Below are 20,431 nucleotides of genomic sequence, written 5' to 3'. Positions count from 1 at the left end.
GGGGAGTATTGAGCTTAGGAGCAGATTAGAACACGTTACGATTTGTGTCGAGAAGGGCGTAGCTGTAGCGGCTGGGCCTGCGCACATGCATTTCTGTAACCTGTTCTAGTTATTGGTAGGAAGGAAGGATGCACGTCGTGACAGACGAGCCGCTCGGTAGCCACGTGCTCGAGCTGCAGCTGGCCGAGGTTGTCGAGGAGACCGCCGACGCGCGCTCGCTGGTGTTCAAGGTCCCCGACGGGGCCGACATCCCCGTGGAGCGGTTGCGCTACTCACCCGGTCAGTTCCTGACGCTGCGGATCCCCAGCGACCGCACCGGCTCGGTGGCGCGTTGTTATTCGCTGTGCAGCTCGCCCTACACCGGCGATCCCCTGACCGTGACAGTCAAGCGCACCGAAGGCGGCTACGCGTCGCACTGGTTGTGCGACAACGCCCACGCCGGCATGAAGATTCATGTCCTCGCGCCGTCGGGCACCTTCGTCCCGAAGACCCTCGACACCGATTTCCTGCTGCTGGGGGCTGGCAGCGGTATCACGCCGATGATGTCGATCTGCAAGTCGGCGTTGAGCGAGGGCAGCGGCAAGGTCGTGCTGATCTACGCCAATCAGGATGAGAACTCGGTGATCTTCGGGGCTGCACTGCGCGATCTGGCGGCCAAATACCCGGATCGGCTCACCGTCGTGCACTGGCTCGTCAGCGTGCAGGGACTGCCGAGCGCCGCGGCGCTGGCCGGCCTGGCCGAGCCGTATGCGGGACACGACGCCTACATTTGCGGGCCGGGGCCCTTCATGGCGGCGGCAGAGGAAGCGCTGAAGGCGGTCGGCGCCGAACGCATCCACATCGAGGTCTTCAAGTCGCTGGAATCCGACCCGTTCGCTGCGGTGGTGATCGAAGAGGACGACAGCGACGAGGGCCCGGCGACGGCGATCGTCACGCTCGACGGTGAGACCCACGAGATCACATGGCCGCGCAACGCGAAGCTGCTCGACGTACTGCTCGACAAGGGTCTCGATGCGCCGTTCTCATGCCGCGAGGGCCACTGCGGCGCATGCGCGGTGCTGAAGAAATCCGGTGAGGTCGAGATGGAGGTCAATGACGTGCTCGAGCAGTCCGACCTCGACGAAGGCCTCATTCTCGGGTGCCAGGCGAGGCCGCGATCGGATTCGGTCGAAGTCACCTACGACGAGTAAATCGCGGGCTACCATTCGCGAGCACCGAGTTTGGACGTCGCCGCCAGCGGCTCCGGAGGGGAGCAATGTGACGAACCGGTTCGCCGGCATGCTTGCGGTTATCTCATCGATTTGGCTGACGCTCGCATTTGTCACATCGGTCGCACCCGCGAACGCGGCCATCGACACCGCGAACTCGTCCATCCCGGTGAATCCCGCGCAGACCCTGGAAATGCACGTCACCGCCAATTGCGTGACGGCCGAAGGCACTTGCTACTTCGACACCGCGGCCAACCTCCTTGCACCCGAAGGCGTCATCGGCTTCCCCGGCGAACTGTGGGCTCGGCAGAGCACCACGCTGCGCACGATGGACCGGGGGGTCTACATCAACTTCAACTACGACATGACGAACACCCGGTCGTTCAAATCACCGACCGATGTGGTGTTCACGACGATCTTCTTCGGCGGCGGACCGCCGGAGAAGTTCACCTGGCGCGGGCAGGCCTACCCGGTCGACTGGCGTACGGGCGCGCCACGAACCGACGTCCCGCTGATCGTCTGCTCGCATATTCAGGTGGTGTACGCGGGCGTCAACCTCACCTCGCCCGACGCCTGCGCACAGGCCGCCTTCTCGTAGCGCGTTCAGCGCGGCAGTCCGAGCAGACGCTCACCGGCCATGGTGAGCAGAATCTGCTCGGTGCCGCCCGCGATGGTCAGGCAGCGCGTGTTGAGGAAGTCGAAGACGGTCTTGTTTTCGACGACGCCGCCGCCTTCGGAAAGCTCCATGCGAAGCTCGGCGAGCGCCTGCCGGTAGCGCACACCGATCAGCTTGCGCGCGCTGGCCTGCGGGCCCGGATCCTGGCCTCCCACAGCCAGTTCCGCGATCTTCTGATCCAGCAGTGAGCCCACCTGCGCCGCGACGATCAGCTCGCCGAGCTGCTGCTGTCCCGCAACGTCCAGATCGAGATCGGCGACCGAGCGCAGCAACTCCTCCATCGGATTGCCCAGCGCGGTGCCGTGCGCCATCGCCACGCGCTCGTTGGCGAGCGTCGTCCGCGCCAGCCGCCAGCCGTCGTTGACCGGTCCGACCACCATCTCGTCGGGCACGAAGACCTCGTCGAAGAACACCTCGTTGAACAGGTTGTCTCCGGTGATCTCACGCAGCGGGCGGATGTCGATGCCCGGAGAGGTCATGTCGACGAGGAAGTACGTGATGCCCTTGTGTTTCGGCGCATCCGGATCGGTCCGCGCGAGGCACACGCCCCACGCGGCCTTGTGCGCAGCCGACGTCCACACCTTCTGCCCGGTGAGCTTCCACCCACCGTCGACGCGCACGGCCTTGGTCCGCAGCGCGGCGAGATCGGAGCCCGCTCCGGGCTCGCTGAACAGCTGACACCAGATGAACTCACCGCGCAGTGTCGCGGGCACGAAGCGTTCGATCTGTTCCGGGCTGCCGTGCTCGAGAATGGTTGGCACTGCCCACCATCCGATGACCAGATCCGGCCGCACCACGTCGGCCTTGGCCAGTTCCTGGTCGATCAGCAGCTGCTCGGCCGGGCCGGCTTCGCGGCCGTACGGCCGGGGCCAGTGCGGTGCCAGCAGTCCCGAGTCGGCCAGTGCGGTCTGCCGCTTCTCCTCGGGTTGCGCAGCGACTTCGGCCACCGCCGAGGCGATTTCGGGCCGAAGGTGCTCCACCGATTCGAGGTCGATGCGCAGTTCACGACGGACGCCCTGTTGGGTGAGCGTCGCGATGCGGCGCAGCCACCGTTGCGCACCGCCGAGGAAGTGCTCGATTCCGTAGGCGCGTCGCAGATACAGATGCGCATCGTGTTCCCAGGTGATCCCGATGCCGCCGAGCACCTGGATGCAGTCCTTGGCGTTCGCCTTGGCGGCGTTGATCCCCGCGGCCGCGGCCACCGCCACGGCGATGGACAACTGCCGCTCGTCGGCCTCGCTGACCGCCCGTGCCGCGTCGGCTGCGGCCACCGACGCCTGCTCAGAACGCAACAGCATCTCGGCGCACAGGTGTTTGATGGCCTGAAAGCTGCCGATCGGCTTGCCGAACTGCTCGCGCACCTTCGCGTACTCGGTTGCGGTCTGCAGTGTCCAGCGCGCCAGGCCCGCCGCCTCGGCAGCCAGCACCGTCGCGGCCACGTCGGCGAAGCGTTGCGCCGATGCGGACAACGCCTCCGCCGGAGCGGAGTCCAGCACCACACGGGCCAGTGGCCGCGAGAAGTCGGTCGCCTTGAGCGGTTCGATGGTGACGCCGTCGGCTCCCCCGTCGATCAGCACCACGGAGTCACCAGCGGGAAGCAGCAGCACTCCCGTCGGATCGGCGCCCAGCACGTATGCGGCGGTGCCGGACGCGTGACTGCCGTCGAATCGCACATCGGCCGTCAGCGCCGCGCCCGCGACACGCTCCCCCGAGATCAGCGACTCCAGCACGTCCGGCCGGTCGATCAACAGGGTAGCCAGCGCCGTGGTCGCGACGGGACCGGGCACCAGCGCCGCTGCCGCCTCGTCGACCATGGCGCACAGGTCCTCGACGGTACCGTCGGCGCCGCCCTTTTCCTCGGGAAGCGCAACACCGAAGATTCCCAGTTGAGCTAAGCCGTCGTAGGCGCTTCGCCACGCGCCGGGCTGGCCCTGCTCGACCTCCCTGGCTGCCGCGATGGCGCCGGAGGCGGCTGCCCAGCTGCGGACCAGTTCGCGCGCGGCAAACTGCTCATCGGTGATTGTGGCTGGCACCCTGTGCTCCTAGCGTTTGGGCGAGAAAATAATGCTTCCCACTAGAACGTGTTCTAATAGTGCCAGCGATCGGCAGTCAAGTCGACCGTCATAGCAGCAGGACACGTCAGTGCCGCGGCGGTGCTGAGGTGAGAAAATGAAGTCCGGCATGCGTATCGTTTCCGGCGAGTACGCACGATGAAGGAGCAGTCGACCAAATGTCCGGCCAGTCACCCAACCCGGGTCCTGCGTCGGATTCGCGACCGCGCCAGGTGATGAACGTGGCGGTACTCGCCGAGTCCGAACTCGGATCAGAAGCTCAGCGGGAACGCCGCAAGCGCATCCTGGACGCCACCCTGGCGATTGCGTCCAAGGGTGGTTACGAGGCCGTGCAGATGCGTGCCGTCGCGGAGCGCGCGGATGTCGCCGTCGGCACGCTGTACCGCTACTTCCCGTCGAAGGTGCACCTGCTGGTCTCGGCGCTGGGCCGGGAGTTCGAGCGCATCGACGCCAAGACCGACCGCGCGGCGCTGTCGGGCGGGACGCCGTATCAACGGCTGAACATCATGGTCGGCAAGCTCAATCGCGCGATGCAGCGCAATCCGCTGCTGACCGAGGCGATGACGCGGGCATTCGTGTTCGCCGACGCGTCGGCGGCAGGCGAGGTCGATCACGTGGGCAAGCTGATGGACTCGATGTTCGCCCGCGCGATGAGCGACGGTGAACCGACCGAGGACCAGTACCACATAGCGCGGGTCATCGCCGATGTGTGGTTGTCGAACCTGTTGGCGTGGCTGACCCGCCGGGCCTCTGCGACCGACGTGAGCAAGCGACTGGACCTCGCCGTACGGTTGCTGATCGGCGACGGCGAGCACCCTAAGATCTAGGGGTGCTCCCGATCGAACTACAGCGGGCGCTCGATTCGGCCTCTCGGGTTCCGAAAATCCTTGTCACCTGCGACTTCGACGGCACCCTCGCACCGATTGTCAGCAATCCCGCCGATGCCAGGATGCTGCCCGAGGCCGCGGCCGCACTGACCGCGCTGGCCGATCTCCCCGACACCGAGGTCGCCCTGGTGTCCGGGCGCGCCCTCGACGTGCTGCGGACGCTGTCGGCGGTGCCGCCGGCCATTCATCTGGTCGGCAGTCACGGCGCCGAGTTCGACACCGGTTTCGCCCATAATGTCGACGAGGAACTATTGGGCCGGATCATCGCGGAGCTCAACGAGATTGCAGCGGACAAGCCCGGCGTCACCGTCGAGACCAAACCGGCATCGGTTGCACTGCACGTACGCAATGCGAGTCCCGCCGACGGCGAGGCTGCGCTCGAGGCCGCCCGGCGCGCGTCGGCCGCGTGGGATGCGCACGTCACCGCGGGCAAGGCGGTGCTGGAGTTCGCGGTCATCTCGACGGACAAGGGCGAGGCCGTCGACATCCTTCGCGATCAAACCGGTTCTGGTGCAGTGGTTTTCCTGGGCGATGACGTGACTGACGAAAAAGCGTTCGTCCGGTTGCGCGACGGAGACGTCGGTGTCAAGGTCGGGCCCGGCGAGTCCGCGGCCCGCTACCGGGTGGAATCGCCCGAGGACGTTGCGGCCGCGCTGGCCTACCTGTTGGACAGGCGCAGGACAGCAGGCAGCTAGGCAGGCGGTCCAGAGGTGCGCCCGCGCACCACCTCGGTCTCCAGCACCTCGATGACCGGCAGGCCGGAACGCGGCGGGTGGTGCAACAACCGGCCTGCGCTGCGACCCTTCTCGATACTCGACTGCACCACGGTCGTCAGGCCACGGCGCAGCGCTTCGGGCACCCCGTCGAAGCCGGTGACCGTCATCTGCCCCGGTACGTAAATCCCGTGTGCGCGTAGATAATCCATCGCCGAGAGCGCCAGCACATCGGCTGTGCACATCAGCGCGGTGAGGCGAGGGTTGATACCGAGGGCGACCTCCGCGGCGGCCCCGCCCGATGTCGGCAGGTGTTCGTAGCTCTCGATGACGGTCAGCGAATCCGGATCGAGACCGCCGGCGCTCATCGCGTCGCGCACACCCTGAATGCGCTCGCGCTGAACGTGGAAATGCGGCGTTTGGACTCGTTCGGGATCGGCCAGCGCAGGCACCGGCCCGCCGTGCGGCCAGTCGCGGCCCAGCCGCATGGTCAACAGTGCGATCTCCCGGTGTCCCAGTCCCACAACGTATTCCGCGAGCAGACGCATGGCCTCACGGTCGTCGATGCAGACGCGTGAGGTACCCGGGACATCCTTGGGCTGATCAACGACGACGATCGGGAGGTGTCGCTGCTGCACGACGGGCAGATAGGGGTCGTCATCGGAGGCGGAGTACACGACGAACCCGTCCACACCCGCCGCGAGGACTGCCGCCGAACCGTCGTCGAGACTCCGGTTCGGACCGATGGCTACCAGCAGCAGGCCCTGGCCCGCCTCCTCGCACGACTCCGCCAGGCCTGCGACGAAGTCCAGGGCGGCCGGATCGCTGAACGAATAGTTGAGTGGTTCGGTGATCATGAGTCCGACCGCCCCGGCCTTGCGGGTGCGCAGCGAGCGCGCGACGGGGTCCGGTCCCGGGTAGCCCATTCGCTTGGCGGTGGCCAGCACCCGGTCACGGAGTTCGGCAGACAGCTGATCGGGCCGGTTGTACGCGTTGGAGATGGTGGTCCGCGAAACCTTCAGTTCGGCGGCCAATGAGGCCAGGGTCGCCCGGCGCCGTGGCGCTGGACTCCTGGGCATGGTGTGACGTTAGCGGATTGATTTGGCATTCCAGGGAACCTCTGGGCTAGAGTTATTGGAAACGGTTTTCATTAGCTTTAGGGGGTTCGCGCATGCGTGCCGGTCTTGTGGTGGCTACTGCCGTGGGACTGGCGATCGCAACCGCGGGCTGCGCCGGTCAGGACGCGTCGCAACAGAAGCCGGCATCGCCCGCGGTCGTGGCTTCCACGGACGTCTGGGGCAGCGTGGCCGAGGCCGTCACCGGTGATCGTGCGACCGTGACGTCGATCCTTGACAGCGCGGTGGACGATCCCCATTCGTATGAGGCGACGCCGGCCAACGCCGCCGCCATCGCCGATGCGTCGCTGGTGGTGTTCAACGGAGGCGGATACGACCACTGGGTCGAAGATGTGCTGGCCAACAACCCGAATGTGCCCACCGTCGACGCATATTCGCTGCTGCCCGGCGCCGCCCCCGGAGCCAACGAACACGTCTTCTACGATCCGGCGACCGCCAAGGCCGTCGCCGCGCAGATCGCCGACCGGCTGGCCACGATCGACGCCACCTCGGCCGACACCTACCGCGCCAACGCCGCGGCGTTCGCAAGGACGGCGGACGAAATCCTGACGCTGGAGCGCGCGATCGGCCAGGAGCATCCGGGCGCTTCGGTGGTGGCGACCGAACCCGTCGCGCACTACCTGTTGACCAATGCCGGCCTGACGGACAAGACGCCGGAGGGTTTCGCGAACGCGATCGAGGAGGACACCGACCCGTCGCCTGCCGATCTGGCCGCGATGCTCGATTTGATCAACACGCGCCAGGTGTCCGCGCTGCTGCACAACCCGCAGACCGAGACCGCTGTCACCAAACAGCTGCGGGATGCGGCCGAGCGGGCTTCAATACCCGTGGTGACGGTGACGGAGACACTGCCGGAAGGCACCGACTATCTGACCTGGCAGCGCCAGACCGTCGAGCAGCTGGCGAGTCAGCTGGATAAGGCGCCGCAGGCCAACAGATGATCGATCCTGTGCGTGCTGACGTCGTCGCCGAACTGACCGGCGCCCGTCTGGCGTTCGGCGAACGCGTGCTGTGGGACCACCTCGACCTCACCGTGCATGCCGGTGAGTTCATCGCCGTGCTCGGACCCAACGGCACCGGTAAGACCTCCCTGCTGAAGGTGCTGCTCGGCCAGTTGCCACTCACCGCGGGCGACGTGACGATCTGCGGGGAACCGGTCGAGAAGGGCAGTCGGCGAATCGGTTACGTGCCCCAGCACCGCGCGATCGACAACGGGCTTTCGCTGCGCGGCTGCGACCTCGTCGGACTCGGCTTCGACGGGCACCGATGGGGGCTGACGGCGCTGCGTGACCGGTCGACCAAACGCGCGGCGGTGCAGACAGCGCTCGATCAGGTGAACGGCCACGCGTTGGGGGCCGTGCCCATCGGCGTGATGTCCGGCGGAGAGCTGCAGCGCGTGCGGATCGCCCAGGCGCTGACCACGGATCCGGTGCTGCTGCTGTGCGACGAGCCGCTGCTCAACCTCGACCCCGCCAATGCGCGATTGGTGTCCACGCTCATCGATGCCCGCCGCCGTGAGGCGAACACAGCGGTGCTTTTCGTCACCCACGAGGTGAATCCCGTTCTGCCGTACGTGGATCGGGTGCTGTATCTGGTCGACGGCCGCTTCCGCATGGGCACCGTCGAGGAGGTCATGACCTCGGCGACGCTGTCCGAGTTGTATCGCGCCGACATCGAGGTGGTGAAGGTCCGCGGCCGCTACGTCGTGGTCGGCGAGCACAGTGAGTACCAGCACGACCATGAGTGACCGACTCGCCGACCTACTGGCACACCTGTTCTCGTTCGACATCACCTTCGACCTGCTGCGCCGCGACTTCGTCCAGCAGGCGTTGCTCGCCGCCGCGCTGCTCGCGCTGGTGTCCGGGTTGATCGGTCCCTTCATCGTGATGCGGCAGATGTCGTTCGCGGTGCACGGCTCGAGCGAGTTATCCCTCACCGGAGCGGCTTTCGCACTGCTCGCCGGTTTCAACGTCGGAGTCGGCGCGCTCGTCGGCTGTGCATTGGCGGCGATTCTGTTCGGCATCCTGGGTCAGCGCACCCGTGAACGGGATTCGGCGATCGGCGTGGTGCTGGCGTTCGGACTGGGCATGGCGGTGTTGTTCATCCACCTCTACCCGGGCCGCACCGGCACGAGCTTCGCGTTGCTGACCGGTCAGATCGTCGGCGTCGGGTATTCGGGACTGACGCTACTGGCCGTGGTGTCGGCGTGCGTCGTCGCGGTCCTCGCGGTGTCCTACCGCCCGCTGCTGTTCGCCACCGTCGACCCAGAGGTGGCAGCCGGACGCGGAGTTCCGGTGCGGGCGTTGGGCATTTTGTTCGCCGCGCTCGTCGGGGTGACCGCCGCTCAGGGCGTGCAGATCGTCGGGGCGCTGCTGGTGATGTCCCTGTTGATCACGCCCGCGGCGGCCGCGGTGCGGGTGTTCGTTTCGCCGGCGGCGGCCATCGCGGCGTCGGTGATCTTCGCCGAGGTGGCTGCTGTCGGAGGCATCCTGCTGTCGCTGGCGCCAGGGGTGCCGGTTTCGGTGTTCGTCACGACGATCTCGTTCGTGATCTTCCTGGTGTGCTGGCTGATCGGCAGACGCAGATCAGCCGCGTTCAACGGGACGCGTTGAGTCCGAGCACCATTCGGACCACGAACCCGGATACAGGGCGGCGTCGATGCCCGCCGTAGCGAGGGCCGCAACCACGACCGAGGCGGTGACACCCGAACCGCAGTAGGCGCCGACAACGCCGGTCACCTCAGGCACCTCGGCGACAAAGCGCCCATCGGCGTCGAGCAGGTTGGTGCTCGGCACATTTCGGGCGCCGGGGATGTGGCCGGCGACAGGATCGATCGGTTCGACGTCGCCGCGGAAGCGTTCCGGCGCCCGCGCGTCGAGCAGCGTCACATCACCGGCGGTCACCTGGTCGGCGGTGAGCGTCGGCAGCGCGCCGGCGTAGAGGTCGTCGTATTCCACCGTGATGTCACCCGGTTGCGCTGTGACAGAACCGGTTTCGATCGGACCTCGCCACGCCGCCAGGCCGCCGTCGAGGATGCGCACGCCGGGAATGCCCGCCGCGGTCAGCACCCACCAGGCGCGTGCCGATGCGGCCCGGTTCCAGTCGTCGTACACGACCACCGGTACCCCGCGTCGCACACCCCATCGCCGCGCCGCCGCCTCGAGATCGCGGCCCGACGGCAGCGGGTGGCGTCCGCGGCCGGTGACAGTGTGGTCGGACAGCTCGTCTTCCAGCGACACATACACCGCACCGGGAATGTGGCCACTCTCGTACGCTGCGCGGCCGTCGGGCTGCGTCAGCTCCCAGCGCACGTCGAGGATCGTCGGAGGCCGGCCCTCGTCACACTGGTGCTCCAATTCCGTCGCGCTGATCAACACCTGGTCGCGGGTCATATCCCCGATCGTGCCACCTAAGCTGGCCCGCATGACCGACCACGCGTTCTGCCCCGCGGAGCTACGCGCGGTCTACCGGGTGATCGCCGAACGTCGCGACATGCGCCGCTTCGTCCCCGACTCCGAAATACCGGCCGATGTGCTCGTCCGGCTGCTGCAGGCCGCACATGCCGCGCCGAGCGTGGGACTGATGCAGCCGTGGCGGATCATCCGGATCACCGATCCGGCGCTGCGCCGGGAGATCCACGCCACCGTCGACGACGAACGGCTCCGCACGGCCGAGGCACTGGGGTCCCGCAGCGACGAGTTCCTGGCGCTCAAGGTCGAGGGCATCCTCGAATGCGCAGAGCTGCTGGTGGTGGCGCTCGGCGACGGCAGGCAGGCGCATGTCTTCGGCAGACGCACGCTTCCCCAGATGGATCTCGCGTCGGTGTCCTGTGCGATTCAGAACCTGTGGCTGGCGGCGCGCGCGGAGGGCCTCGGCATGGGATGGGTGTCGATCTTCGATCCACCCCGGCTCGGGGAACTGCTCGGCCTGCCGCCGGACGCCGAGGCCGTCGCCGTTCTGTGCCTGGGCCCCGTGCCCGAGTTTCCCCAGCGTCCACAGCTCGAGATCGACGATTGGACGGTAGGGCGGCCGCTGCACGAGTTCGTCTTCGAGAACAACTGGGACACGCCCGCACCGCTCGTAGGCTGGTGATGTGACCATCGATCTCAATGCCGACCTGGGTGAGAGCTACGGCATTTGGAAGCTCGGTGACGACGACGCCATCCTCGGCCTCGTCACCAGCGCCAACGTCGCCTGTGGTTTCCACGCCGGCGATCCCGCGCTGCTGCTGCGGACGTGCAGGGCGGCGGTCGAGCGCGGCGTCCGGATCGGTGCGCAGGTCGGATACCCCGATCGCGCCGGTTTCGGCAGGCGCTTCATCGATGCCGATCCAGAGGATCTGAAGGCCGACGTGATCTACCAGATCGGCGCGCTACAGGCGATCGCCAATGTCGCGGGCTCGGAGGTCACGTACGTCAAACCGCATGGTGCGCTGTACAACGCGATCGTCTCCCATCGCGATCAGGCGCGGGCGGTCGCCGAAGCGGTGCACGCCGTCGACCCCGCCCTGCCAGTCCTCGGCCTGTCCGGATCGGTGTTCTTCGACGAGGCCGCCGAACTCGGGTTGCGCACCGTGCCGGAGGCGTTCGCCGACCGCGCATACCAGTCCGACGGGGCGCTGGTGTCACGGCGGTTACCCAACGCGGTGCTGCACGACGTCGAGGAGATCGCGGACCGGGTCGCGTCGATGGTGACGTCGGGCCGAGTTACCGCGGCCGACGGTTCCACGATCCCGATCACGGTCGAATCCGTTTGTGTGCATGGAGATTCGCCAGGCGCAGTGCAGATCGCGAAGGCGGTTCGGGAGCGGCTGAGAGCCGACGGCGTCGAGTTGAAGCCATTCACCTAGAGGCTGAGCCGACGATAGCGCTGCAGTCGACGAATGGCTTCGCCCCTGGCGTTTCCGTCGTGTGGCTCCAGCGTGTCGCCAAGGCGGGCACGCACCCGCTCGGTATCGAGATCCATTCCGATCGCAACGAGGCTGTTCGGGGTCGCCGTCGCTGCAACGGTGGCGATGTGGATGGCAGTGCCGACAAGGTTTGCGACGTAGGTCCGCACGGCGGAGCGATAGCGCACCGCGATCGTGCCCTTGAGGCGATAGACCCCGGGCGGCGGATTCTCGAGCAGGTCAATGAGTTTCCCCGGGTCGATGCAGCCAGAGCTCGTCACCGTGACCGCGTCGGCGTGCACATGGTCGTCGTCGGTGTGCGCTGGGGCGTCGAAGAGGAGTTCCCGGAACGAGAGCTGGCCGGGTTCGTCGCTCGACCCTGGCAGGTCGTAGAGCAAGGCGGGATCGATGCGGCCGCCGACCGTTCCGACCACGGGGGCGACCGGATTGCGTACTCGGACCCGCTGCTCGACTCGCTCGAGCAATGGCTGCCGGTCAGCCTCGGGCAGTCCGTCCAGCTTGTTGACGACAACCAACGATGCCGCGGCATACCGCGCGGGCGGGGTCGTATCGCGATCCACGACGTCGAAGTGGGTGGTGGCGTCGATGACATCGACGATGCCGCCCGGCCGCACCCCTTCGGCTCCGCTGAAGCGGATCAGCTGCGCGACGGCGACCGGGTCGGCCAAACCGCTGGTCTCGACGATGATCGCATCGAGGTCCAGCCGCGGGTCGGCGAGCTTGGTCAGCGCATCGTCGAGGCCGCCGTTGTCCGGCAGGCAGCAGACACAGCCACCGGCGATCGAGGCTGGTTCATCGACCTGACCGGTGACCAGACCGGCATCCACGTTGAGCTCACCAAAGTCGTTGACGATCACGCCAACTCGTGCTCTCGGGGTGCGCAGCACGTGATTCAGCAGGCTGGTCTTACCCGCGCCGAGATAGCCGGTCAGCGCGACGACGGGGATGTCTTCCACGCGCTATCGCTCCTCAACATTCCGGGCCGTTCCACCCGCTCACCGTCTGCCGCGAAGGATATCGCTTTAGGGTGACGCTATGCGTCTCAAGCTGGGCAGGCCGGACCTGGCCCACTACGCCGACCACTTCGACGCGCCCGCCGCGTCGGACGGCGCCCCGCTGACCGTCACCTGGGTGGGCGTCACCACGCTGCTGATCAATGACGGCGCATCGGCCGTGATGACCGACGGGTTCTTCTCGCGGCCGAGCCTGGCCGAGGTGGGGCTGCGGGCGTTGTCACCGTCGGCGCCGCGCATCGACGGCTGCCTTGCGCGCCTCGGGGTGCAGCGGCTGGAGGCGGTGCTGCCGGTGCACACCCACTTCGACCATGTGATGGACTCTGCGGTGGTCGCCGACCGCACCGGCGCCAAGGTCGTCGGCGGCATGTCGGCGAAACAGGTGGGCCGCGGGCACGGGCTGCCCGACGATCGTCTGGTCGTGGCGACGCCCGGTGAGCCGATAACCCTTGGGGCGTATGACGTCACGCTGATCGAGGGCAGGCACTGCCCGCCCGACCGTTTCCCCGGTGTCATCACCGCGCCGGTCACCCCACCCGTCAAGGCGTCGGCGTACAAATGCGGCGAGGCGTGGTCCACGCTGGTGCATCACCGGCCGTCCGACCGTCGGCTACTGATCGTCGGCAGCGCGGGATTCGTTCCCGGCGCCCTGGCCGGACAGCGCGCCGACGTGGTCTACCTCGGCGTCGGGCAGCTCGGCCTCCAACCCGAGCAGTACCTGGTCGACTACTGGACGGAGGCCGTGCGCACCGTCGGCGCCCGCCGCGTCGTGCTCATCCACTGGGACGACTTCTTCCGCCCCCTGCACAAGCCGCTGCGCGCATTGCCCTACGCGGGTGACGACCTCGACGTCACGATGCGAGTGTTGACCCGGCTGGCGCGCGACGACGATGTCGCGCTGCACCTGCCGACGCTCTGGCAGCGCGGCGACCCGTGGAGTTAGGTCTGGCACTCGCCGCACTGGCCGTCGTCCTGCTGTTCGCCGTCATGCGACCGCACGGCTGGCCGGAGGCGATTGTCGCCGTACCGGCCGCGGCGACACTCATTGCGGCGGGGGTCATCTCGGTGCCCGAGGCGCTCGCCGAGGTGAACCGATTGCTGCCGGTGGTCGGCTTCCTCGCCGCGATCCTGGTGCTGGCACGGCTGTGCGACGACGAGGGCTTGTTCCGTGCGGCAGGCGTGGTGATGGCGCGGTTCAGCGCAGGCAACCCCAAACGCCTGCTGGCCATGGTGTTCGTCGTCGCATCGGCGACCACGGCGATCCTGAGCCTCGATGCGACGGTCGTGCTGCTGACGCCAGTCGTACTCGCCACTGCACGCACCTTGAAGGTGCCGGCCAGACCGCACGCCTACGCCACCGCGCACCTATCCAACAGCGCATCGCTGCTGTTACCGGTTTCGAACCTCACCAACCTGCTGGCATTCACCGCAGCCGGACTGTCGTTCATGCATTTCGCCGCGATCATGACGCTGCCGTGGCTGGCGGCCATCGCCGTCGAATATGTGCTCATGCGTTGGCTTTTCACGCGGGACCTGGTGACCGGGTCGGAGCATGCCGATGTCGCCGTACCCGTCGATGTGCCGCTCTTCGTTCTGGTCGTCCTCGGGCTCACCCTCGCCGGTTTCGCGGTGGCCTCAGTGCTCGGCTACTCGCCCGCGTGGGCGGCACTGGCCGGTGCGACTGTCCTCGGCGTCCGCGCGCTGGCCCGCCGCGACACGTCGGTCATGCGAATCGCCGCTGCGGCGGACGTGCCGTTCCTCGCCTTCGTGTTGTGCCTCGGTGTCGTCGTCAAAGCGGTGATGCTGCACGGCCTTGACACCGCGATGCGCGACTTTCTGCCAAGCGGAGACACGCTGCCCGCACTGCTCGGGATCGCCGCGATGGCCGCCGTGCTCGCAGGCGTCGTCAACAACCTGCCCGCGGTGCTGGTGATGCTCCCGCTGGTCGCCGGCTCCGGTCCCGCGGGCGTGCTGGCCGTGCTGATCGGGGTGAACGTGGGGCCCAACCTGACCTACGTCGGCTCACTGGCCAACCTCTTGTGGCGCAGTGTCGTTCGCCGCGAAATGCCCACCGGCGCCGTCGAATTCACCCGCATCGGGTTGTGCACCGTGCCGCTCACTCTGGCGGCGTCTGTGACGGCGCTGTGGGTTGGTGTGGAACTGTTCGGCGTGTAGTTGGGCCGTCAACCCCGGCGCTGGCGGGCGATTTCCGCGAGCACCACGCCCGCGGCGACCGAGGCGTTCAGCGATTCCGTCGGTCCGGCCATCGGGATGGACACCACGGCATCGCAGTTCTCCCGCACCAGGCGGGAGAGCCCCTTGCCCTCGGAACCGACGACCACGAGGATCGGGCCCGAACCGTCCAGCTCGTCGACCGTGATGTCGCCGCCGGCGTCCAGCCCCACCACCTGCAGGCCGGCCTTGCCCCAATCCTTCAGCGTTCGATTGAGATTCGTGGCCCGCGCCACCGGCAGCCGAGCCGCCGCGCCCGCGCTGGTCCGCCAGGCGACCGCGGTCACCGAGGCGGACCGCCGCTGGGGAATCAACACACCGTGACCGCCGAATGCGGCCACCGACCGCACGATGGCGCCGAGGTTGCGGGGATCGGAGATGTTGTCCAACGCCACCAGCAGTGCGGGCGTCACATCCGTTGTCGCCGTCTTGAGCAGATCGTCGGGATGGGCATACGAGTACGGCGGCACCTGCAGCGCGATGCCCTGGTGCAGGCCGTTGGTGCTCATCCGGTCCAGGTCGTGTCGCGGCACCTCGAGAATGGGTATGCCGGAATCGGCTGCCCGCGTGACCGATTCGGTCAGGCGCTCGTCGGATTCGGCGCCGAGTGCGACGTACAGGGCGGTCGCGGGCACACCCGCGCGCAGGCACTCCACAACGGGATTGCGCCCCAGCACCAACTCGACGTCGTCGGTCTTGCGGGCACGACTGCGCTGCTGCCTGGCCGCCTTCGCGGCGCGTTTCGCGGCGGGGTGGTTGGCCCGCTCCTTGGCCGGCGGCGTCGCGCCCCTGCCCTCCAGACCGCGACGGCGCACACCGCCCGAACCGACGGTCGGCCCCTTCTTGGTGCCGGGTTTGCGTACCGCACCACGGCGTTTCGAGTTTCCGGCCATCTACTTGGAGTAACCGTCCAGCAGTGTCCATTGCGGGCCGTCGGCGGTGTCCGTGACCTCGATGCCGGCCTCCTTGAGTCGGTCACGGATCGCGTCGGCCTCCGCCCAGTCGCGCCGGTTACGCGCGTCCTCGCGCCGCTGCACCTCCGCCCGCACCAGTACATCCACGGCGGCCAGCGCGGCCGAGGTCTCGTCCTTGGACTCCCAGCGCTCGTCCAGCGGATCGGCGCCGAGGATGCCCATCATCGTCCGGATCGACATGGCCTGGGTCAGCGCCGTCTCGTGGTCACCGGCATCCAGCGCGCGGTTCCCCTCGGCGCGTGCGGCGTGGACTTCGGCCAGCGCGATCGGCACCGAGAGGTCGTCGTCGAGCGCCGCTGCGAACTTGGGTGTCCACTCGCCCGGCACTACCGCGCCGACGCGGTTGCGCACCCGGTGCAGGAAGTCCTCGATCCCGGAGTAGGCCTTCGCGGCGTCCTGCAGCGCGGTCTCGGAGAACTCCAGCATCGACCGGTAATGCGCGCTGCCCAGGTAGTAGCGCAGCTCGGCGGCCCGGACCCGTTGCAGCACGGCCGGAATCGCGAGGACGTTGCCGAGCGACTTGCTCATCTTCTCGCCGCCCATGGTCACCCAGCCGTTGTGCAGCCAGTAGCGGGCGAACCGGTCACCCGCGCCCTCGGCCTGGGCGATCTCGTTCTCGTGATGCGGGAACACGAGATCCATTCCGCCCGCGTGGATGTCGAACTCGGCGCCGAGGTAGGCCTCGCACATGGCGACGCATTCGGTATGCCAGCCGGGACGTCCGCGCCCCCATGGCGTCGGCCACGACGGTTCACCGGGCTTGGCGCCCTTCCACAGCGTGAAGTCGCGTTCGTCGCGCTTACCGGTCGCCACACCCTCGCCCTGGTGCACATCGTCGATCCGGTGGCCCGAGAGCTTTCCGTAGTCGGGCAGGCTCAACACGTCGAAGTAGACGTCACCGCCGCCAGACCGAAGATCCACGTAGGCGTGGCCGCGCTCGATGAGCCGCTCGATCAGCTCGATCATCTGGGTGATGTGGCCGGTGGCACGTGGCTCAGCGGACGGCGGAAGGACGCCCAGCGCGTCGTAGGCGGCCGAAAAGGCGCGCTCGTAGGTCGCGGCCCATTCCCACCACGGCCTGCCCGCATCGGCGGCCTTGTTGAGGATCTTGTCGTCGATGTCGGTGACGTTGCGGATGAACGCGACGTCGTAGCCCTTGGCCATCAGCCAGCGCCGCAGGACGTCGAACGCCACCCCACTGCGGACGTGCCCGATGTGCGGCAGGCCCTGGACGGTGGCGCCGCAGAGGTAGATCGATACGTGGCCGGGGCGCACGGGCACGAAATCGCGGACGGCGCCCGCCATCGTGTCGTACAGCCGCAGTTCGGTCACGACGGGCCAGCTTACCGGGCTTATTCGCGCGGAATTACCAATGCCGTCGCGATGGCGGCCAAACCCTCACCGCGACCGGTCAGGCCGAGGCCGTCGGTCGTGGTCGCCGACACCGTCACCGGGGCGTCGAGCAGCTCGGACAGCACCGTCTGCGCCTCAGCGCGGCGTGGGCCCACCTTCGGACGATTGCCGATGACCTGGACGGTTGCGTTGCCGACGGCGTAGCCGGCTTCCGTCAGCAGACCGCGGACATGACGCAGCATGTCCGCGCCGCCGGCGCCGCGCCACTCGGGACGTCCGGTGCCGAAAACCTCGCCGAGATCGCCAAGCCCGGCGGCGGAGAGCAGCGCGTCGCACAGCGCATGAGCCGCAACATCACCGTCGGAGTGCCCTGCGCAGCCGTCAGCGTCATCGAACAGCAGGCAGAGCAGCCAACAGGGCCTACCGGCCTCGATTGGGTGAACGTCGGTGCCGAGCCCGACTCTGGGCAGGCCCGTCACTAGCCGTCAGGACGCGGCAGCGAGCGCCTCGTCGAGAATGGTCGCTGCCTTCTCGTCGTCGGTGTTCTCCGCGAGCGCGAGCTCACCGACGAGGATCTGACGCGCCTTGGCCAGCATCCGCTTCTCGCCTGCGGACAGACCACGCTCCTGATCGCGACGCCACAGGTCGCGGACGACCTCAGCCACCTTGTTCACGTCGCCGGAGGCCAGCTTCTCGAGATTGGCCTTGTAGCGGCGCGACCAGTTGGTCGGCTCTTCGGTGTGCGGTGCCCGTAGCACCTGGAAGACCTTGTCGAGGCCTTCCTGTCCGACGACGTCGCGCACGCCCACATATTCGGCGTTCTCCGCAGGGACTCGAACCGTGAGATCACCCTGGGCAACCTTCAAGACGAGATATTCCTTTTGTTCGCCTTTGATGGTTCGGGTTTCGATCGCCTCGATCAATGCGGCACCGTGATGTGGATAGACGACGGTGTCTCCGACCTTGAAAATCATCAGATTAGAGCCCCTTTCACATCTCAATGTTAGCACGGGGCCCGGACGGGCGTGGAACAACGGTGCAGGTCAGGGGCACTGCAGGTCGATAATAGGGGTTGACAGCGCGATAAATACGTGCCTCACGCTGGTGCCATCTCCAAAACTGGCGACGCTGCATCGCCCCTCAGCTACCGCCCGCAACGCACACCTACTACAGTCCATAGTCGAATCTCGGCGACCGGTATCCCGGCCGCCCCGCCGGTTGAGCAGGAGGCATCTGTGGACCGCTTCAAACTGGCCGCCTGTGGGCTGGCTTCCGTAGTCCTGCTGAGTGGCTGTGGTGCCGGGCAGGTCTCCCAGACCGCCACCCAGGAGCCCGCGGTCAACGGCACCAGCGCGAACATCGGCAAGATCGCGGTGCGCAACGCCCATCTGCGGGCCACCCAGACGACGGATTTCGTCCAGCCCGGCACGGAGGTCGAACTGCTGTTCGTCGCCTCCAACGAGTCGCCGGATGTCAACGACAAGCTGGTGTCGGTCACATCCGACGTCGGCACGGTGTCGCTGACCGGGGACACCACCCTGCCCGCGGGCAGCACACTCGTCGTCGGCGCCCCCGACGGGCAAATCACGGCGCTGGAGAGTGTCGAGCGTGCCGAAGCCGCGGAGGCCGTCGTGCAGTTGTCCAAGCCGATCACCAACGGCCTGACGTACAACTTCACCTTCAAGTTCGAGAAGTCCGGCGAGGGCACCTTCGCGGTGCCGATCTCGGCCGGTGAGAGCCCCCGCCGTGAAGAGGCCGGGGCCGGCGGTGGCGCGGGCGGCCACTGACCGCGTAAGTCTGCGACACGGCGCCTAGCTCGGAGGTCCTGTCGGTTCCGACGGCTAACGTCAGCGCATGCCCAAAGGTGGTACCAAGGCGCGTCCGCAGTATCGCTGCTCGGAGTGCCACCACGTCACCCCGAAGTGGGTGGGCCGCTGTCCGGACTGCGGCACCTGGGGCACGGTCGACGAGGTCGCGGTGCTCTCCACGATCAACGGTTCGTCGATGCGGCGCGCGGTCGCCCCGACCTCTCCCGCGGTACCGATCAGCGCCATCGATCCCGGCCACACCCGGCATTTCCACACCGGAATCACCGAGCTGGACCGGGTTCTCGGCGGCGGGGTGGTGCCCGGTTCGGTGACGCTGCTCGCCGGTGACCCCGGTGTCGGGAAGTCGACGCTGCTGCTCGAGGTCGCGCATCGGTGGGCGCAGGCGGGCAAACGCGCCCTGTATCTGTCGGGGGAGGAGTCGGCGGGCCAGATCCGGATGCGGGCCGAACGGACCGGCTGCACGCACGACGAGGTCTTCCTGGCCGCCGAATCGGATCTGCAGATGGCGCTGGGCCACATCGACGAGGTGCGACCCAGCCTGGTGGTCGTCGACTCGGTGCAGACCATGTCGACGACGGAGGCCGAGGGCGTCACCGGCGGTGTCACGCAGGTGCGCGCGGTCACCACGACGCTGACGATGGCGGCGAAGACCTCTGGCGTCGCGATGATCCTCGTCGGTCACGTCACCAAGGACGGTGCGATCGCGGGGCCGCGCTCACTCGAGCACCTCGTCGACGTCGTGCTGCATTTCGAGGGTGATCGTCAGTCGTCGCTGCGCATGGTGCGCGGTATCAAGAACCGCTTCGGAGCCGCCGACGAGGTCGGCTGTTTTCTGTTGCACGACAACGGAATCGAATGTGTGTCCGATCCGTCGGGCCTGTTTCGTGATCAGCGTCCCAAGCCGGTGTCGGGTACGGCTGTCACCGTCGCGCTCGACGGTAAGCGCCCGTTGATCGGTGAGGTGCAGGCGCTGATCGGGTCTCCTGCCAACGGATCACCCCGGCGCGCGGTCAGCGGTATCGACTCGTCGCGCGCGGCGATGATCACCGCCGTGCTGGAGAAGCGGGCGAGGCTCCCCGTCGCCGCCAACGACATCTACCTGTCGACCGTGGGCGGTATGCGGCTGACGGATCCCTCCGCGGACCTGGCGGTGGCGCTGGCCATCGCGTCGTCGTGCATGGACCTGCCGATGCCGGCCTCGACGGTGGCCATCGGTGAGGTCGGCCTGGCCGGCGACCTGCGCCGCGTCACGGGCATGGATCGTCGGCTGGCCGAAGCCGCCCGGCTCGGTTTCACGTCCGCGATCGTCCCTCCCGGGGTGACGGCCGTGCCCGCAGGGCTGCGCGCGATCCCGGCGGACGATATCGGCGCGGCATTGCGGGTGTTGCGGGAGATCGCGCAGAATAGCGGCCGATCCTAGGAGGGGAAC

The 20,431-nt window shown here is 67.7% G+C and carries 21 protein-coding genes; 13 read left to right on the top strand and 8 right to left on the bottom strand.

Annotated elements, in window-relative coordinates:
- Positions 1–137: 137 nt before the first annotated feature.
- Both G6N43_RS05765 and G6N43_RS05760 read left to right on the top strand, forming a co-directional pair.
- On the top strand, positions 138–1,190 hold the full coding sequence (locus tag G6N43_RS05765; protein WP_083155388.1) for a ferredoxin--NADP reductase: 1,053 nt from the start codon (positions 138–140) through the stop codon (positions 1,188–1,190).
- A gap of 67 nt (positions 1,191–1,257) precedes the next feature.
- Positions 1,258–1,806, top strand: a complete 549-nt coding sequence (locus G6N43_RS05760) for a hypothetical protein (RefSeq protein ID WP_234810182.1) — start codon at positions 1,258–1,260, stop codon at positions 1,804–1,806.
- Positions 1,807–1,811: 5 nt separating this feature from the next.
- Here G6N43_RS05760 and G6N43_RS05755 read toward each other — a convergent pair whose 3' ends face one another.
- Complete coding sequence (locus G6N43_RS05755) at positions 1,812–3,917, bottom strand: acyl-CoA dehydrogenase family protein (protein WP_083155048.1); 2,106 nt, start codon at positions 3,915–3,917, stop codon at positions 1,812–1,814.
- A gap of 197 nt (positions 3,918–4,114) precedes the next feature.
- Here G6N43_RS05755 and kstR point away from each other — a divergent pair, with 197 nt between their 5' ends.
- Together kstR and otsB are read left to right on the top strand one after the other, a co-directional pair.
- Positions 4,115–4,783: a cholesterol catabolism transcriptional regulator KstR gene (gene kstR / locus G6N43_RS05750; protein WP_083155050.1), complete on the top strand. Its 669-nt coding sequence runs from the start codon at positions 4,115–4,117 to the stop codon at positions 4,781–4,783.
- A gap of 2 nt (positions 4,784–4,785) precedes the next feature.
- Positions 4,786–5,538, top strand: coding sequence for a trehalose-phosphatase (gene otsB / locus G6N43_RS05745; RefSeq protein WP_083155052.1), 753 nt, complete (start codon positions 4,786–4,788; stop codon positions 5,536–5,538).
- Here the strand turns inward: otsB and G6N43_RS05740 are convergent.
- Positions 5,535–6,635 carry an Rv3575c family transcriptional regulator gene (locus G6N43_RS05740; RefSeq protein ID WP_083155054.1) on the bottom strand — a complete coding sequence of 367 codons (1,101 nt, stop codon included), beginning with the start codon at positions 6,633–6,635 and terminating at the stop codon, positions 5,535–5,537. The two genes, otsB and G6N43_RS05740, sit on opposite strands and share 4 nt — an antisense overlap.
- A 92-nt stretch (positions 6,636–6,727) precedes the next feature.
- Here G6N43_RS05740 and G6N43_RS05735 point away from each other — a divergent pair, with 92 nt between their 5' ends.
- Genes G6N43_RS05735 through G6N43_RS05725 form a run of 3 tightly spaced genes read left to right on the top strand, consistent with a single transcriptional unit; the run spans position 6,728 to position 9,304 of the window.
- On the top strand, positions 6,728–7,633 hold the full coding sequence (locus G6N43_RS05735; protein WP_083155056.1) for a metal ABC transporter solute-binding protein, Zn/Mn family: 906 nt from the start codon (positions 6,728–6,730) through the stop codon (positions 7,631–7,633).
- Between the two features lie 8 nt (positions 7,634–7,641).
- The gene (locus tag G6N43_RS05730) at positions 7,642–8,439 is read left to right on the top strand and encodes a metal ABC transporter ATP-binding protein (protein WP_083155397.1); all 798 of its coding nucleotides are present in this window, start codon (positions 7,642–7,644) and stop codon (positions 8,437–8,439) included.
- Entirely contained in the window at positions 8,432–9,304 is an 873-nt protein-coding gene (locus G6N43_RS05725; protein WP_083155058.1) for a metal ABC transporter permease, read from the top strand. The genes G6N43_RS05730 and G6N43_RS05725 overlap by 8 nt, the downstream gene beginning before the upstream one ends.
- Here G6N43_RS05725 and G6N43_RS05720 read toward each other — a convergent pair.
- Positions 9,278–10,084, bottom strand: a complete 807-nt coding sequence (locus G6N43_RS05720; protein WP_083155060.1) for a sulfurtransferase — start codon at positions 10,082–10,084, stop codon at positions 9,278–9,280. The two genes, G6N43_RS05725 and G6N43_RS05720, sit on opposite strands and share 27 nt — an antisense overlap.
- A 31-nt stretch (positions 10,085–10,115) precedes the next feature.
- On the opposite strand from G6N43_RS05720, the gene bluB reads away from it, so the two are divergent.
- Together bluB and G6N43_RS05710 are read left to right on the top strand one after the other, a co-directional pair.
- Positions 10,116–10,784: a 5,6-dimethylbenzimidazole synthase gene (gene bluB / locus G6N43_RS05715; protein ID WP_179967972.1), complete on the top strand. Its 669-nt coding sequence runs from the start codon at positions 10,116–10,118 to the stop codon at positions 10,782–10,784.
- 1 nt (position 10,785) lies between these two features.
- Positions 10,786–11,541: a LamB/YcsF family protein gene (locus G6N43_RS05710; protein WP_083155062.1), complete on the top strand. Its 756-nt coding sequence runs from the start codon at positions 10,786–10,788 to the stop codon at positions 11,539–11,541.
- On the opposite strand, the gene G6N43_RS05705 is transcribed toward G6N43_RS05710, so the two are convergent.
- Positions 11,538–12,557, bottom strand: a complete 1,020-nt coding sequence (locus G6N43_RS05705) for a CobW family GTP-binding protein (RefSeq protein ID WP_083155064.1) — start codon at positions 12,555–12,557, stop codon at positions 11,538–11,540. The genes G6N43_RS05710 and G6N43_RS05705 overlap by 4 nt on opposite strands.
- A 79-nt stretch (positions 12,558–12,636) precedes the next feature.
- Between G6N43_RS05705 and G6N43_RS05700 the strand changes: the two genes are divergently transcribed.
- Positions 12,637–13,557 (top strand): MBL fold metallo-hydrolase, encoded by a 921-nt coding sequence (locus G6N43_RS05700; protein ID WP_083155066.1) that lies wholly within the window; start codon positions 12,637–12,639, stop codon positions 13,555–13,557.
- Positions 13,548–14,789, top strand: coding sequence for an SLC13 family permease (locus tag G6N43_RS05695; protein WP_083155068.1), 1,242 nt, complete (start codon positions 13,548–13,550; stop codon positions 14,787–14,789). The genes G6N43_RS05700 and G6N43_RS05695 overlap by 10 nt, the downstream gene beginning before the upstream one ends.
- An 8-nt stretch (positions 14,790–14,797) precedes the next feature.
- On the opposite strand, the gene rlmB is transcribed toward G6N43_RS05695, so the two are convergent.
- From rlmB to carD, 4 genes are read right to left on the bottom strand one after another with little or no spacing between them, the layout of a single operon-like run.
- On the bottom strand, positions 14,798–15,739 hold the full coding sequence (rlmB, locus tag G6N43_RS05690) for a 23S rRNA (guanosine(2251)-2'-O)-methyltransferase RlmB (RefSeq protein ID WP_083155070.1): 942 nt from the start codon (positions 15,737–15,739) through the stop codon (positions 14,798–14,800).
- Entirely contained in the window at positions 15,740–17,125 is a 1,386-nt protein-coding gene (cysS, locus tag G6N43_RS05685; protein WP_234810192.1) for a cysteine--tRNA ligase, read from the bottom strand. It lies immediately after the preceding gene.
- 47 nt (positions 17,126–17,172) lie between these two features.
- Entirely contained in the window at positions 17,173–17,652 is a 480-nt protein-coding gene (gene ispF / locus G6N43_RS05680; protein WP_083155074.1) for a 2-C-methyl-D-erythritol 2,4-cyclodiphosphate synthase, read from the bottom strand.
- A gap of 6 nt (positions 17,653–17,658) precedes the next feature.
- The gene (gene carD, locus G6N43_RS05675; RefSeq protein WP_003888533.1) at positions 17,659–18,147 is read right to left on the bottom strand and encodes an RNA polymerase-binding transcription factor CarD; all 489 of its coding nucleotides are present in this window, start codon (positions 18,145–18,147) and stop codon (positions 17,659–17,661) included.
- 261 nt (positions 18,148–18,408) lie between these two features.
- Between carD and G6N43_RS05670 the strand changes: the two genes are divergently transcribed.
- Together G6N43_RS05670 and radA are read left to right on the top strand one after the other, a co-directional pair.
- On the top strand, positions 18,409–18,960 hold the full coding sequence (locus G6N43_RS05670) for a copper chaperone PCu(A)C domain-containing protein (RefSeq protein ID WP_083155077.1): 552 nt from the start codon (positions 18,409–18,411) through the stop codon (positions 18,958–18,960).
- 67 nt (positions 18,961–19,027) lie between these two features.
- Entirely contained in the window at positions 19,028–20,422 is a 1,395-nt protein-coding gene (gene radA / locus G6N43_RS05665; protein WP_083155079.1) for a DNA repair protein RadA, read from the top strand.
- The last annotated feature ends 9 nt before the right edge of the window (positions 20,423–20,431 follow it).

Source organism: Mycolicibacterium moriokaense, assembly GCF_010726085.1.
Taxonomy (GTDB): domain Bacteria; phylum Actinomycetota; class Actinomycetes; order Mycobacteriales; family Mycobacteriaceae; genus Mycobacterium; species Mycobacterium moriokaense.
The sequence above is the reverse complement of the archived record's forward strand: the minus strand, read 5'-3'. Positions and strand labels throughout refer to the sequence as shown.

Excerpts from the sequence above, each read along its gene's own strand:
- kstR (WP_083155050.1), top strand. The coding sequence starts at position 4,115 with ATGTCCGGCCAGTCACCCAACCCGGGTCCTGCGTCGGATTCGCGACCG.
- G6N43_RS05740 (WP_083155054.1), bottom strand. The coding sequence starts at position 6,635 with ATGCCCAGGAGTCCAGCGCCACGGCGCCGGGCGACCCTGGCCTCATTG.
- G6N43_RS05735 (WP_083155056.1), top strand. The coding sequence starts at position 6,728 with ATGCGTGCCGGTCTTGTGGTGGCTACTGCCGTGGGACTGGCGATCGCA.
- G6N43_RS05725 (WP_083155058.1), top strand. The coding sequence starts at position 8,432 with ATGAGTGACCGACTCGCCGACCTACTGGCACACCTGTTCTCGTTCGAC.
- G6N43_RS05720 (WP_083155060.1), bottom strand. The coding sequence starts at position 10,084 with ATGACCCGCGACCAGGTGTTGATCAGCGCGACGGAATTGGAGCACCAG.
- bluB (WP_179967972.1), top strand. The coding sequence starts at position 10,116 with ATGACCGACCACGCGTTCTGCCCCGCGGAGCTACGCGCGGTCTACCGG.
- G6N43_RS05700 (WP_083155066.1), top strand. The coding sequence starts at position 12,637 with ATGCGTCTCAAGCTGGGCAGGCCGGACCTGGCCCACTACGCCGACCAC.
- rlmB (WP_083155070.1), bottom strand. The coding sequence starts at position 15,739 with ATGGCCGGAAACTCGAAACGCCGTGGTGCGGTACGCAAACCCGGCACC.
- cysS (WP_234810192.1), bottom strand. The coding sequence starts at position 17,125 with ATGGCGGGCGCCGTCCGCGATTTCGTGCCCGTGCGCCCCGGCCACGTA.
- carD (WP_003888533.1), bottom strand. The coding sequence starts at position 18,147 with ATGATTTTCAAGGTCGGAGACACCGTCGTCTATCCACATCACGGTGCC.
- radA (WP_083155079.1), top strand. The coding sequence starts at position 19,028 with ATGCCCAAAGGTGGTACCAAGGCGCGTCCGCAGTATCGCTGCTCGGAG.